This is a genomic window from Mycoplasmopsis arginini, assembly GCF_965278885.1.
GTDB classification, from domain to species: Bacteria; Bacillota_I; Bacilli_A; order Mycoplasmatales; family Metamycoplasmataceae; genus Metamycoplasma; species Metamycoplasma arginini_B.
Map to the genome: position 1 here is coordinate 1 of NZ_CBDIHE010000001.1, position 15695 is coordinate 15695.

Below are 15695 nucleotides of genomic sequence, written 5' to 3' on the forward strand. Positions count from 1 at the left end.
AATATATATTTTTACAAAAACAGAAATAACTGGAACGCCAATGTTTTAAATTTTACTTTATTTATTATTGGCGCAAGTATTGTTATTTCAATAACTGAGTATAAAATTTATAAGTATAGAAAAAAATCAATTGATGAAGATAATTTAACATCAACTCAAAATAATTCTTAAAATAAAAATGACCTCTAAAAGACAGGGGTCATTAATTTTTATTATTTTATAATTTCTTTTCCCATATAAGGAATTAAAACTTTTGGAATTGAGATTGTACCATCAGGATTTTGATAATTTTCTAAGATTGCAGCAACAACACGATCAATAGCTAGACCTGAACCATTAATTGTGTAAGCATATTTTGTTTTATTATCTTTTGTTCTATATCTAATTTTTGCTCTAATTGCTTGGAAATCTTTATATATTGAAATTGAACTTGTTTCGCGATATCTTTGTTCAGAAGGAATTCACAGTTCAAGATCAATTGTTTTTGCTGAACCAAAACCCATATCTCCAGTTGATAAAACTAACTCTCTAAAAGGAATTTCTAATAATTCTAAAATTCTTTTAGCATCATTAACGGTCTTTTGTCATTCAACTAAGCCGTCTTCTTCTTTAACAAATTTAACTAATTCAACTTTGTGAAATTCATGTTGTCTAATTAAACCCTTAGTATCTTTTCCGCCACTTCCTGCTTCTGATCTAAAACATTTTGTATAAGCTACATATTTAATAGGATTTTCTAAATCTAAAATTTCATCATAGTGAAAGTTTGTTACTGGAACTTCAGCTGTTGGAATTAATCATAAATCAGTGTTTTCAATTTTAAATAAATCTTCAGCAAATTTCGGTAGTTGTCCTGTACCATAAAGCATATTAGAATTTACAAGATGCATAGGCATAATTTCTTTATAGTCATTTTGGATATTTGTATCTAACATGAAATTTTCTAGTGCTCTAATTAATCTTGCTCCATCATTTTTATATAAAGCAAAACGAGACTTAGCCAATTTAACTGCTCTTTGAAAATCAACTATATCTAGTTTAGTTGCAATTTCATAGTGTGGTAAAACATTTTTAACTAACCCACGACCTAGATTTGGATATTCCCCAATGCAAACGTTATCATTTTCATCTAAACCAAGTGGAACATCGTCATAAGGAATATTAGGAATTTGTAGTCTTAAATCATCAACTAATTTCACAATTTCATTTGTTTTGCTTTCAATTTCATAAATTTCATTTTTGATTTTATTTACTTCTTCCATTAATAAATCGCAAGATTCGTTTCTTCTTTTTTTGATCCCAATCTCTTCGCTTAATTTATTTCTTTGTGCTTGCAGAACTTCAAGGTTATGAATTAATTGATTTCTTTTGTCTCCTAATTCATAAATTTTATCTAAAGCTGAATGGTCGAAGTTTCTATGTGCAAGTTTTTTTAATACTTCTTCTTTATTTTTTAAAAGATATTTTAATTCAATCATTTTCAATTCTCCTTTTAAAACTATCAATAATTTTATACTTTTTTTATAAAAAGTAAAATAGTTATTGTCTTAAAAGTTGATAGGTGTCAAAAAAAATATAAAATGTCGCTTTGTGCTACAATTAAAAAGATATGAAGAGACAACATTCGCAAGTAATTGGCACATTTGAAAAGAGATTATGACAATCAAAAGATCGTAGAACATTGATTGTTGCTTTTCGCGTTCTTGAAAATGATAAAATTAATCCAGTTAATGTTAATTTATACAATTCAATTTCAATAACTATTAAAGATAATTTATTTGAAGAACTTAAAATTCAAGCTTATGATAAGACTTATGAAATAACGATTTATAAAAACGATTCATCAAAATATTCTGATAGTTATTTAATTAACTATGATTATCCACTTAAGATTGTTAAAAGTGAAATAACAAATAATGAGTCCTTAAATTATATAAATCGGGTAATTAAATTACCTCTTTTTAAAGATGTAGAAAATATTAAGACAAATATTTTAATTAAGGAATTAGGAGAAAATGTTTTCCAAAGAATATATGATTCAAAAAAAATGTTTGGTCCTGATTTTGGAATTGAAGAAGAAAAATGAAAACAGTTTGTAAAAATAGTAAAAGACAATTATCAATATATAGTTGATATGACTCACTTATTTAAGATTAATGTTTCTTATTCAGGATGTAAATTAATCTTAAATAAATTTGATAGTCTAAAAAGTTTTTTAGATGAATATTTTGATTCTTTATACGATTTTTATTTTGATATTGATGAAGATGAAAAAATTAAATTATCTGATATTGATAAAATTGTTAAAGAATATAACCCAACTTCACTATTTCAAAAGAATTCAACTTATTTATATGCCATACTTGAAGATTACTTTTTTAACTCAGGTAATACAAGAATAAAAAAAGAAAATTGCTACAAAATATTGCTTGAATATTCTAAAGAAGAAAACCTTGTAACTAATATTGATCATTTTTATGACGCAATTAATTTGTTATTGGAAAAACGTCTTTTAGTTGAACTAGATTATGATGGTGAATCTTATTACACAACTCGTGACACCATTTATATGGAAGAATATATTTTAAAACGTCTAGCTTATTTAAAGAAGAAAGAGAAAAATAAAGGAAATATAATCTTTAGTATTCCTTCAAAATTTGATGATGATCAAGGTAAGGCAATTAAAGCAGCTTTAACTAAAGACTTAGTTTTAATTACCGGAAACCCTGGAACAGGTAAAACATTAATAACTAATGAAATCATCGACCAATTATTAGATAATTATCATGAAGAAGACGTTGCCATTTTAACTCCAACTGGAAGAGCAACAATAAATATTAATGCTAACCAAGAAAGAAAAAAAGCTCAAACAATTCATAGTTTCTTATGATGAGATCAAGACACAAACAGATATTTTGTTAATGAAAATGCACCTTCTGATGTTAGTGTGTTAATTATTGATGAGTTTTCAATGGTGCCATTAGGTCTTTTTTATAAATTATTAAAAGGAATTTCAAAATATACTTTAGAAAAAATAATATTAGTTGGTGATAAAGATCAACTTCCAGCTATTGGTAGTGGTTATCTAATTAAAGACTTTATTGAAAATGATATTTTTGACACAATAGTATTAAAGAAAATTTACCGTCAAGCAGGAAATTATGAAATTGTAAATGATGCTTTAAAAATTAATGATGGACTTTTTCCTGAATTTAGTTCTAAAAACTCGCAATTTTATCCTACTAAAAGAAAAGATTTAAAATATAAAATCATTGACAAAATTGAAGAACTTTTAGCAAAAGGATATGATAAAAAAGAAATTGCTGTTTTAAGTCCAATGTATAAGCATGAAACAGGAATAGATGAATTAAACAGTGTTTTATCTACTTATTTTAGAGAAAAAGAAAAACCCGAATTAGCGACATACCGTGACCGAACTCTAGCCTTAAACGATAAAATTATCAATTTAAGCAATGATTCTAAGTTAAAAGTTTTTAATGGGGAAATAGGATATATTTCAAAATTTATTTATTCTAGTGATTCTAAAAAAGAAAAAAAATTGACGCATGTAACAGTCGATTTTGATGGTAATGATAATAAATCTGTTACTTATTCAAGAAATTCTTTTCTTGAAAACACATATCCGGCTTACTGTACTAGTGTTCACAAATATCAAGGAAGCGAATGTAAAGCAGTTATTGTCGTGTTATTCTCTGAGGCCAAAAGATTAATAAGTAAAAAATTAATTTACACAGCAATTACAAGAGCAAAAGAGTATAGTGTTATTGTTGGTGAAAAAGAAGCCTTAGAGTTTGGAATTAATAATGATAATGATTCAAATAGAATAACTAATATTCAATATTTATGACAAAAGAAATATAACAAGTAGTAAAAAGGAGAAAATATGAAACTAATTGTTGGTTTAGGGAATCCAGGAATTGAGTATGAAAAAACCAGACACAATGTTGGCTTTATGGTAATTGATAAACTATCTGAAAAACTAGAATGTCCTTTAAAAGAAAAAAAGTTTAATGGAATTTTTTATAAAGATAGAGATGTTATTTTAGCAAAACCATTAACTTATATGAATAATAGTGGAGAATTTGTTAAAGCAATAGTTGAATATTATGGCGTTTTAATTGATGATATTATTGTTGTCTACGATGATATGGATACCGAATTAGGAAAAGTTACTATTCGCCAATCAGGATCTTCAGGCGGGCATAATGGGATTAAAAGCATTATTCAACATTTAAATACTCAAGACATTAAACGGCTAAAAATTGGTATTGGTAGAAATGAGAATGCAATTAATTTTGTTTTAGGCAAATTTAGTTTTGCTGATTCGAAAATTATTGAAAAAGTTGTTGATGCCGCATCTGATGCTTTAATTCAATTTATTGGAAATGATATTAGATATGTAATGAATAACTATTCAGGTAAAATTTATGGAAAATAATTTTGAAAATTTAGAGCAAAAATTTTTACTTGAATTTGAAAAAAATAATATAGATAAAAGTTCAACTTTTGTTTTAGGAATTAGTGGTGGGCCTGATTCAATGTGGTTGCTAAATTTAATGAAAAATTTAAATGTTATTGTTGCTTGTGTTAACTACAATAAAAGAAAAGATGCTTGAAATGATCAAAAAATTGTCGAAGATTTTTGCTTCCAAAATAAGATAAAATGTGAAACATTAGTTTTGGATAAAGAACAAAAATATAATGGTAATTTTCAAAAAATCGCCCGTGATCAAAGATATGATTTTTATCAAAAAATTTATAATAAATATAAAGCATCTGCTCTCATTTTAGCCCATCATAAAGATGATAATTTAGAAACTTATTTATTTCAAAAACAAAGTAAAAGACAGCCTAAAAATTATGGAATAGCCAATATTAATAAATTATTAGAAATGACTATTTTTCGTCCAATGATTAATTTATGGTTTAAGGATGAAATATTAGCATTTTGTAATTTATTTAATATTCCCTACGCACTTGATTATACTAATTTTTTACCCATTTATACAAGAAATAAAATTAGAATAGAATTGAAAGAAAAAACAAAATTTGAAAAGCAAACACTCATTGATGAAATGAATTTTATAAATAAAGAATTAGAACAGAAAAATTTAATTGTTAAAGATAAATATTTAAATTTTAAAAACTCTGATTACAACTACAAATTATTAGATTTAGAGCACGAGTTTATTAATGAAATTTTGTTTGAATTTTTGCATGATAATATCGAAAATGTTAAAGTTTGCAAGAATAAATTAAATCTTTTTAAAAACTACATAAAGTCAACAAAAAATTTTAAGCATTTTAAAATTAATGACAAAAATTATGTTTATAAGGATCAAGGACAATTAAAAGTAGATAAAATTTAACTTTTAATCTATAATATAACATTATTAATTTTAAATTAATAATCAATAAAACAAGGAAAGGAGTTTTATATGGGTGCAAATAATCAATCTCCTAAACCAAAAGAAAAAAAATCAATTGGTTTATTTGGAGTAATTGGCATTTTCATTGGTGTGATAGCTTTAATTATTTTGATCATGATTGCCATTGATCAAATTAGAGCTGCATCAGTAAAATATGAAAATTTGAACTTCTTAGAAAGAGTTGTAAGAGAATCTACTAAAAATATAAACGATGATTTTTATATTTCACAGTGAATCGAAAACACTTATGGAGATACTTTAACTGTTACAGTTGTTGGTAAGGCATCAGATATTGGGAACATTTTAAATAATCCAAGTTATCCTTTTACATCGTATACTTTTACAATTAATTTAAGTGGTTTATTAGAAAGAGAATTACCACAAGCGATGTTAAGTTGAACCGGTGCTTCAACATATTATGAAGCAATTCAAAGAACAATAACTGGTGATAATGGCGCAATGGGGAGTGTTATATCAACACCAGTTCCTAAAGCGGGAATTTTTGATAAATATATAAGCCCAGCAATTAATGTAATTTTCTTTGGAATTATTATTATTGCAATTATTTTTAGCCTTAGATCAATGGCTAAAAGAGGAATGGGCGGTGAATTTGGAATTGGAAATAGATCATTAGCTCAAAGAGTTTATTCGGATAAAAAGTTTTCAGATATTGCTGGAAATGAAGAAGTTAAAGAAGAAGTTTTTGAACTTGTTGACTATTTAAAAAATCCTAAAAAATATGACGCTGCCGGAGCAAGAATTCCTAAAGGTATTTTATTAGGAGGCCCTCCAGGAACTGGTAAAACTTTAATAGCAAAAGCAACTGCTGGAGAAGCCAATGTTCCATTCTTCTTTATTTCTGCTTCAAACTTTGTTGAAATGTTTGTTGGTCTTGGTGCTAAACGTGTTAGAGATATGTTTGAAGATGCAAGAAAGCATGCACCTGCCATTATCTTTATCGATGAGTTAGATGCTGTGGGTAGATCAAGAGGTGCAGGAATTGGTGGTGGAAATGATGAAAGAGAACAAACACTTAACCAATTACTAGTTGAAATGGATGGTATTAAAGAAAATAGCGGTGTTTTAATAATGGCCGCTACAAACAGAACCGATGTTTTGGATCCTGCTTTATTAAGACCAGGACGTTTTGATAGAACCATTACTGTTGGTTTACCAGATATTAAAGAAAGAGAAGCGATTTTAAAATTACACTCTAGAGGAAAAAGAATTGATAAATCAATCAATTTTGCCCAACTAGCTAGAAGAACACCTGGTTTTTCAGGCGCTCAACTTGAAAACGTAATTAATGAAGCTTCTTTACTAAGTGTTAGAGAAAAAACTGAATTTATAACATTAGATCAAATTGATGAAGCAATTGATAGAGTAATGTCAGGTCCTGCTAAAAAATCAAGAACAATTTCTGAAAAAGAAAATATTGCTGTTGCTTATCATGAAGCTGGACATGCTGTTGTTGGTTTAAAAATTAAAGGTGGAAACAAAGTACAAAAAATTACTATTATTCCACGTGGTCAAGCAGGCGGATATAATTTAATGATGCCTGAAGAAGAAAAGTACAACCATTCTAAATCTGAATTAATAGCAATTATTACTTCATTTATGGGTGGTCGTGTTGCTGAAGCAATTATTTATGGGAAAGATAATGTTTCTACTGGCGCAAGCGATGACATAGCTAAAGCTACAAACATTGCTCGTAAAATGGTAACTGAATGAGGTTTATCTGATTTAGGCCCTATTAAATATGAAGAAGATACTTCTAATCCATTTTTAGGTAGAGACTATATGAAAAATGCTTCATTTTCAAGTAAGGTCGGCCAAGAAATTGATGAGGAAATTAGAAAGATTATTTTAACAGCAGAAAAAAATGCCCACAAAATTATTTCGGAAAATCGTCAATTACTAGAATTAATTAAAGACGCTTTAATCATAAAAGAAACAATCGTTGCTGAAGAAATTGAATATATTGCTGAGAATATGAAATTACCAGAAAATCTAACTCAAACTAAAGAGACATTAAAAGAAGAATATTCTGAAAAAGATTTTAATATCTTATTTAATGAGGTTTCTGGTCAAAAGAATGTTTTTGAAGATAAATATAAGAAAGATCTTGAAAAGGAATTAGCAAAACATTCTGTTTCTGATGAAGAAGATAAAGAAGTAAAAGAAAGCAAAGAAGAATCAGACGAAAATTAATAATTTAGAAAATTACGACCTAAAATGGCCGTAATTTTTAAATACAGTTTTTACACTTGATTGCTAAATATAGTTATATTTACTTATTAAATTATCAATAAATTATTAATAAATAATGTTTATATTATAATTAAAAAGGATTTAAGTAATAAATCAAGTAATTTAACTAAAAAAACAAAATAAGGAAAGATTATTATATGAAAAAAATTTATAAAACTTTATTACCATTAGGTGCTATCGCATCAATTACTATTGTTCCAATTAGTGCACTTTCATGTGCTCAAACAGAAAGACAATTATTTGAAGCTGAAATTAAATCAGTTCAAGATATTATTAAATCAACTTCAAACGAATTTACAGCATCAACAAAAGTTAAACTATCTAAAGCTGTTTTAACTGCACAACAAGCTTTAGCAGCAGCTCAAAATGATGAGCAAATAAAACAAGCTAAAGAAGCATTTATTAGAGAAGTTGCTGCAATTAAATTATCAGATGGAAAACCTGATCCTCAACCTCAACCAAATCCACAACCAAATCCAGGAACTTCTTCAAAAGAAGACCAAGTTGTAAAATCACTTTCAAATATTTTTACAATTGTAGAAGATCAAAAAGCAAATTATGCAGGAAAATTATTACAAAAACAAGTTTCATTATGATATGACAGAGTTGGCAATAAATTAGTTGTTACAGATAAAGGTAAAACACCAAATTGAAAAGGTGAAAAGACAAATCTTTTTGATATTAAATCAACTGCTGATTTAAATGGTACTCAACTTGTTAACGTTACAAAACCAACATACACAAACAAGAAAAACCAAGTAGCATTATCTTCACAATTAGACTACGACATTAAGGTAAAAAGTCAAACTGATGGTGTAGAAAATACTAAAACCGTTGTTTATGAAGTTATTATTAAATATAAAGCCGCAACATTTAGCAACACCGGAAACCATGCTATTTCTAAAGAGCAAAATAAATCAGTTGTTGAGATAACAGTTACTGTTCCTAAATCAACACAAATCGATGAAGGATCTACTTCAGGAGGAAATACTGGCGGAACATCAGATAACACCGACACTCCATCTGCAGATGTACAAACAATTAATGAATGAGCTAAGACAACTAAAAATCAATTTACTGTTAATACAGCAATAAATAAAGAAGAATTTAAAACAGCATTAAAAGCAAAAAACATTGATTTATACTTTAGCTATAAAACATTTAAAGTTGCTAAAGTTGCTAAAGGTGCACACCCTAACTGAAAATCATTAGAGGAAAATGATTTTGTATTATTACCTGTAACTGGTTTTGATTGACAACCAGGTGGTAAACAATATCAATTAGCTCACCCAACAAATCCAACATATCAAAAAGGTAAATTTACTAATATTAATACTCAACTAGATTACGAAGTTAAAGAAGAAGACGGAAAATTTATATTAGTTCTAAAATATAAAGGTGCAGAATTTATTAAAGGTCAAGCCCCAAAAATTGGTACAGAAGAAATTACTTGAGAATTAGAAATCGCTTAAAATTAAAAAGAAAAATAGTGGAAATTAATCCACTATTTTTAATTCTTAAAATTAAATATCACCAGAGTTAATTAACATTTTCTTAATATCATTTATTAGTTTTTTAGAAAAAACACCTCTTTTTAATCTGCTTTGTTCTTCTAAAAAATCTAATTCATTATAAATACGATAAATCAATTTTAATGGATAATTTAGCTTAGTTATTGACTCTTTGAAATCATGTCAATCAATAACGTTAAACTCATTATCATTGTAGCATTTGATATCTAAGTCAAAATCAATATATTTTATAATTTCATCTTCAATGAAAAAAGGACTTGCTAGGTTAATATAAATATGATTTTGTCCGTTTTCATTTAATGTAATTGAAGCATTATAAAATCTGTTTTTGGCAAAGAAAAATAAAATTGGTTTTGACACAACTCAATTTATTGATGTTTCTTGAACTTTAGTTTTCATTAATAAAACAACAACAAAATCATCAAGATTAGCAACAATTTTACATCCTTCATATTGACGATACAAAGTACCATCATATTTGAAGGCTTGAATTGTTGTTAACTGACCCATTTGATACAGTTTTCTCGGTTTTCTTTCTTCAGGTTTTTCTCAATTGTCTTGTTGAATTAAATCATGAAAACTTCTAATTTCTTTATTAGAATTCATGTTTCCTCATTCTTGTTAAAAAATAAATGTTATAAAAAACTATTTAAATAGTAATTTATCGATTTAAATTATAAACAAAAACATGCAAAAAAAGAAGTATTTTAAAAAATTAAAATCATATTTTTGGATACAATTTAAACTATGAGATTAAGACATAATAAAAATGCAATTATTTTGCTTGAAGACAGTGAATTTTATATCAATAATTTTCCTTATGAATTAAAAGAAAATACAGTTCTGGAAATCGGTATGGGAAAAGGTAAAATGTTGTCTGAACTGGCTTTGTTACATCCGGAAATTAACTATATTGGGATGGAAAAATATTCTACTCCTGCTTTATCTGCACTAAAGAAAATAGAAAAAAATTCTTTAAAAAATATGAAGATAATTGTTAAGGATGCAATTGATTTGGATAAATATTTTTTAGGAAAGGTTAAAACAATATGATTAACTTTTTCAGATCCTTGACCTAAAAAAAGACACTTTAAAAGAAGATTAGTTTATAAGGACTTTTTAGAACAGTATAAAAGAATTTTAGATAAAGACGGAATAGTATATTTTAAAACTGATAATCAAGGACTTTATGAGTTTGCTTTAGAACAATTAAAAGAATTTAAAGGCGCAAAAATTGTTTACCAAACAACTGATTTACATAATTGCAATTTAGAAATTGAAAATTGTTTAACCGATTATGAACAAAAATTTAAAAACGAAGGTAAAAATATATATTTTATAGCTTTCCAATTTTAAACACAGCGTGCTGTGTTTTTATTTTTACTTTGTTTTCTTTTTGATATAATTAATATATTACTTTTGTAATATATTATAGGAGGACATTTATGTTAACTGATGATGATAAAGAACTAAAACCAGAATTAGAAGACAAACCCGAAGATAAAAAGGAACAAATAGAAGATTTTTATATTATTAATGATGAAATCCAAAGAGTTTTTGATGAAGAAACTAAGGAGGAAATAATTGATGATGAAGATGAAGAATATATTCCACAAGATAAAGAAGGTTATACTGTTCAAAGTCAAATTTTAGATAGTGAAGAAAATGGATTAAGACCTGCTGATTTAGCAACAGTTATGAAAAACTCATTTTTAGAGTATGCAATGAGTGTTATTGTTGCACGTGCTTTACCAGATGCCAGAGATGGTTTAAAACCTGTTCATAGAAGAATTCTATACGGTATGAGTGAACTTGGTATGTTTCATAATGTTCAACATAAAAAATCAGCGCGTATCGTTGGGGATGTATTAGGTAAGTACCATCCCCACGGGGATAGTTCTGTTTATGAAGCAATGGTCAGAATGGCTCAAGACTTTTCTTTACGTTATCCTTTAATTGATGGTCATGGTAACTTTGGTTCTATTGATGGGGATTCTGCAGCTGCTATGCGTTATACTGAAGCAAGAATGTCTAAAATTGCTGGAGCAATGGTAGATGGCATCAAAAAGAACACAGTTGATTTTATTGATAACTATGATGGTACTGAAAAAGAACCTGTTGTTTTACCTTCAAGATTTCCTAACTTATTAGTTTCAGGATCATATGGAATTGCTGTTGGTATGGCAACAAGTATTCCTCCTCATAATTTAGGCGAAGTTATTGATGGCGTTTGTGCTTTAGCAAAAAACCCAGACATTACAATTGCAGAATTAATGCAATATATTCAAGGGCCAGATTTTCCAACTGGCGGAATCATTTTTGATAAAGAAGGATTAATCAGAGCTTACGAAACTGGAGTTGGACGTGTAACTATTCGTTCAAAAGCGACAATTCAAGAATTAAGCAATGGTAAATCTAAAATTTTAATTACCGAAATTCCTTACGGAAAAAATAAGTCTTCTTTAATTGAAAGCATTAGTCATTTAATTAAGGATAAGAAGATTGAAGGTATTTCAGACTTTAGGGACGAATCAAACCGTGACGGAATTAGAATTGTTATTGAAATTAAGAAAAACTATGTTCCTGAAGTTATATTAAATAAATTATTTAAATTAACAGAATTCCAAACTAGATTTTCATTTAACATGGTTGCTTTAGTTAATAATGAACCTCAAAAGTTAAATCTTAAATCAGCCTTAGAAGTTTATTTACAACACCAAATAAATGTTGTAACAAGAAGATTACAATTTGATTTAGAAAAAGATTTAGCAAGAGCACACATTTTAGAAGGGCTAAAAATTTGTGTTGAAAATATAGATCGTGTAATTGCTATTATTAAACAATCTAAAACGGATGCAGAGGCTCAAAAGAAACTAGGTGAAGAATTTAATTTAACAGAAATTCAAACTAAAGCTGTAGTTGATATGAGATTAGGAAGATTAACCGGTTTAGCTATTGAAAAGATGAATGAGGAATTAAATCAACTTCATGAAAGAATTGCCGAGTATAGAAGAATACTTAGCGATAGAGATGCCTTAATTGATTTAATTATTAAAGAATTACAAGAACTAAAAGAAGCTTTTGGTGATAAACGTAAATCAGAAATTAATTGAGAAGAAGTTTCTGATATCAATAATGAAGACTTGATACCTAGAAAAGATGTTGTTATTACAGTTACAACAAATGGTTATTTAAAACGTCTGGACTTAGATGAATATAAAGAGCAAGGACGTGGTGGTGTTGGAGTTTCAACGGCTAAAACATATCAAGATGATGATATTCAAGATATATTGGTAGCAAACACTCATACCGACTTATTAATTTTTACTACTGATGCAAGAGTATACCGTGTTAGAGGATATGAAGTTCCAATAGGAACAAAACAATCAAAAGGTGTTCCAATTGTTAATATTATTGGCTCACTTGGAAAAGATGAAAAGGTTGTAAAAATACTAAGTGTTGATGATAGTGATTATGAAAAAGAAAAATTCTTAATTACCGCAACCAAAAAAGGTATTATTAAAAAATCAAGTTTATCTCTATATAAATTAATTAATAAAAATGGTAAATTAGCATTTGGATTAAAAGAAGGTGATACATTAGTTGATGCTTTAGTTGCAACAAATAGTGAAGAAATTTACATTGCAGCAAATAACTCAAAAATGTGTAGATTTGATATTGCTGATATTAATTCAATGGGAAGAATTGCAGCTGGTGTTATTGGTATTAAACTTTCTGATAATGAAAAAGTCGTATCAGTTTCAACATCTTCTGAAGGTAAATATATTTTTAGTTTAGGAGCTAATGGTTTTGGTAAATTAAGTCCTGTTGATACCTTTAGAAAAACAAGAAGAAATTCAAAAGGTGTTTTAGCCTTGAACGAAGATAAAGCTGGTGAATTAGCTTACTCAGCGGCCGTTAAAGGAACTGAAGATATTATTGTTATTACCGATGAAGGTGTCTCAATTAGATTTTCATTAAAACAAGTAAGTATTACCGGAAGAAATACTAAAGGTGTTAAATTAATTAATTTAAAGAAAAGAAATTCTTCAATTGTTGGTGTAGCAAAAATAGTTAATGAAACTGAACAGGAATCACAAGAACGTGAACTAACTGAAAATGAATTAAAAGAAGTTACACAAGATATAGATATAGATTTAGTAAACCAAAATTTAGATCAAAACGAAGAATAATTTATTAAAAATAATATAATATAAGTGTATTTAAAAAGAAGCACTAGATGTTGCTATATATTAAATACGCATAGTTGCATAAAAAAGCCCAATCCGGGCTTTTATTTTTTAAAATTCTTCTTAAAATAAGGTTTGTGTTATAATTTATGGCATAAAATGAAACAAAATAAATTGCAAATTTTAAATAAAATAAATTAAGGATAAAAGGCCACATTTTTTGTGGCCTTTTTCTTTTAAAATTGAAAGGAAATTAAATGTCTAAAAGTAAAAAAATTTTACTATCTCTTACTTTAATAGCACCCACAATGGTTGCCCCTATGTTATCTATTTCTTGCAATGACAAAGTAGATCAAGAAGATACAACTAAAGCAAAAATGGTATTAGAAAGTGAAATTAAATTAATTGAAAAATTATTTAATGCAAATAAAACTTCTTTAGCTTTCGCTAAAGCACAAGCAAAAACTTATGAAGTTGCTATTAGTAATGCTAAAAAAATATTGGCAGATTCAACTAAGTCAATCGAAATTGAAGCGATTACTGTTTTAATTACAAAAGCAAAAGAAGAAATGAATGCTAATATTACTGCCCTTTCTTCAAAAACTGATCAAGAATTATTAACATTAGCAGAAGAATACTTAACTTTTACTTATCCAAATATTTCAGAAACAAAACTAGCAGATGCTGATGTAGAAAAAATTGTTTATACTTTGCCAAAAGAATTTGAGTTTAGCAAATATAAAGCAGTAAAAAATGAAGAGACATCAGATATTACAATTATTTATAAACTTCAAAAAATTGGTTCAGATTTTGGACATACTAAAAACCAATCATTTACTTTAAAAGGATGAGCTAAATCAGAAGCTGATATTCAAAAAGAAAACCAAAAAAAAGAACAATTAAATCAAAATTTACTATCTTTAAAAGTAAGATTCTTAAATGAAAAAGCTTACCAACATGTTAACACTAATTTAACAATCAACAACTTTGAAGATAAACCAAATTTCGTTGTTGATGAATATAATAAAGATTTATATAATTTTGAACTTTCCAACCTTGTTAAAGAAGGTGAAAATACATTCAAAATTGATGTTTTATTAACTTCAAAAACTAATGAAGAAATTAGTAAGAAAGCAACAATCTTAATTGATAAAGAAAGATATTCAAAAGAAAATTCAATTAATCCTCATAATCTAAGTGAACAAGAACAAATCGCATACTTAAATGCCCAATTTGAAGAGTTGTCAATCTATCCTTTTTATTCAAAAGATAAAACTTTCTTGCAAAGAGAAGATTACGCTAAATTAACTGATAAGTCATATTGATTAACAAAGAAAAATAATCAATTACTTTATTTATTTAAAGAAGTAAAGTCTGAAGAGGAAATTAGAAAAGTTGTTGTGGAAGTTTCTTTTGAAAATTGATTGGAAAGTCCAAAAACTTCAAGAGAAATTACAATTGATTTATCTAAACTTGGTGTCGATGAATTAAATAAAATCAGAAAAGAAAAAGGTCAAGACCCTGTTGAAGATTACGAGGCTCCAAGTGCAACAATTGATGAAGTAAAATACAGTAAAATTGAACTTGTTGATTTTCAAGATACGCCTCAAGATGAACATTTAACAGAAGTGGCTGGATATAGACAAATTCATGATAAAGCTTTAAAAAACCTAAAATCAAAAGCACTTTTATTATTAAACAAAGAAGTTGAAGACTTGATTAAATCTGAAGGAGAAAACTTTATTAAAGCACAGCATTTTGTATTTAACAGAGAAACATTCAAGAGAGATTCTGAACTATTCTTCTATAACTATACAAAAACATTTGTTGATACTCAAAACGTATTAATCTTTTCAAAACCAGTATTTGAAGGTGAAAAACTAAAATCTATTAAAATTACATTTGGAAGCCTACAAGACATTACCAATAAAGATTATTCTAAATTAAGTTCAACAAGAGTAAAAATTGATACGACAAAATACGGTGAGGCAGATCTTAAAAAACTTGAATTAACTGAAGAAATTAAAGTCAAAGGTTTTGATAGAAAATTAACATACAACGGTGAATATACTAAAACCGATTTTAATCTTGAAAATCTAGTATATACAACTGAAGTTCCTGAAGGTTATACAATGGTAAAACCAACGGAATTTACAGTAAATAAAAAAGGAACAAAAATTTCTGTTGTTGTTAGATACCAAAAAGACGGTATTGAATCATACGCTTTTGTTACTGAATTTCCTGTAAAATAA

At 27.2% G+C, this 15695-nt stretch carries 10 protein-coding genes; 8 read left to right on the forward strand and 2 right to left on the reverse strand.

Annotated features, from left to right (window positions below; all coding sequences use genetic code 4):
* Positions 1-212: 212 nt before the first annotated feature.
* On the reverse strand, positions 213-1478 hold the full coding sequence (gene serS / locus ACQW0Y_RS00005; RefSeq protein WP_427867160.1) for a serine--tRNA ligase: 1266 nt from the start codon (positions 1476-1478) through the stop codon (positions 213-215).
* 131 nt (positions 1479-1609) lie between these two features.
* Here serS and ACQW0Y_RS00010 point away from each other — a divergent pair, with 131 nt between their 5' ends.
* From ACQW0Y_RS00010 to ACQW0Y_RS00030, 5 genes are all read left to right on the forward strand, one after another.
* On the forward strand, positions 1610-3889 hold the full coding sequence (locus ACQW0Y_RS00010; RefSeq protein ID WP_427867161.1) for an ATP-dependent DNA helicase: 2280 nt from the start codon (positions 1610-1612) through the stop codon (positions 3887-3889).
* A gap of 15 nt (positions 3890-3904) precedes the next feature.
* Positions 3905-4459, forward strand: coding sequence for an aminoacyl-tRNA hydrolase (pth, locus tag ACQW0Y_RS00015; protein WP_427867162.1), 555 nt, complete (start codon positions 3905-3907; stop codon positions 4457-4459).
* Complete coding sequence (tilS, locus tag ACQW0Y_RS00020) at positions 4449-5390, forward strand: tRNA lysidine(34) synthetase TilS (RefSeq protein ID WP_427867163.1); 942 nt, start codon at positions 4449-4451, stop codon at positions 5388-5390. The genes pth and tilS overlap by 11 nt, the downstream gene beginning before the upstream one ends.
* A gap of 69 nt (positions 5391-5459) precedes the next feature.
* On the forward strand, positions 5460-7661 hold the full coding sequence (ftsH, locus tag ACQW0Y_RS00025) for an ATP-dependent zinc metalloprotease FtsH (RefSeq protein ID WP_427867164.1): 2202 nt from the start codon (positions 5460-5462) through the stop codon (positions 7659-7661).
* Positions 7662-7858: 197 nt separating this feature from the next.
* Positions 7859-9193 carry a hypothetical protein gene (locus ACQW0Y_RS00030; RefSeq protein WP_427867165.1) on the forward strand — a complete coding sequence of 445 codons (1335 nt, stop codon included), beginning with the start codon at positions 7859-7861 and terminating at the stop codon, positions 9191-9193.
* Positions 9194-9244: 51 nt separating this feature from the next.
* Here ACQW0Y_RS00030 and ACQW0Y_RS00035 read toward each other — a convergent pair whose 3' ends face one another.
* Positions 9245-9859 (reverse strand): DUF402 domain-containing protein, encoded by a 615-nt coding sequence (locus ACQW0Y_RS00035; RefSeq protein ID WP_427867166.1) that lies wholly within the window; start codon positions 9857-9859, stop codon positions 9245-9247.
* Between the two features lie 141 nt (positions 9860-10000).
* Here ACQW0Y_RS00035 and trmB point away from each other — a divergent pair, with 141 nt between their 5' ends.
* The 3 genes from trmB to ACQW0Y_RS00050 all read left to right on the forward strand — a co-directional run bounded on the left by trmB (position 10001) and on the right by ACQW0Y_RS00050 (position 15695).
* Positions 10001-10609: a tRNA (guanosine(46)-N7)-methyltransferase TrmB gene (gene trmB / locus ACQW0Y_RS00040; protein ID WP_427867167.1), complete on the forward strand. Its 609-nt coding sequence runs from the start codon at positions 10001-10003 to the stop codon at positions 10607-10609.
* 89 nt (positions 10610-10698) lie between these two features.
* Positions 10699-13446 carry a DNA gyrase subunit A gene (gene gyrA, locus ACQW0Y_RS00045; RefSeq protein ID WP_427867168.1) on the forward strand — a complete coding sequence of 916 codons (2748 nt, stop codon included), beginning with the start codon at positions 10699-10701 and terminating at the stop codon, positions 13444-13446.
* Positions 13447-13700: 254 nt separating this feature from the next.
* Positions 13701-15695: a hypothetical protein gene (locus ACQW0Y_RS00050; protein ID WP_427867169.1), complete on the forward strand. Its 1995-nt coding sequence runs from the start codon at positions 13701-13703 to the stop codon at positions 15693-15695.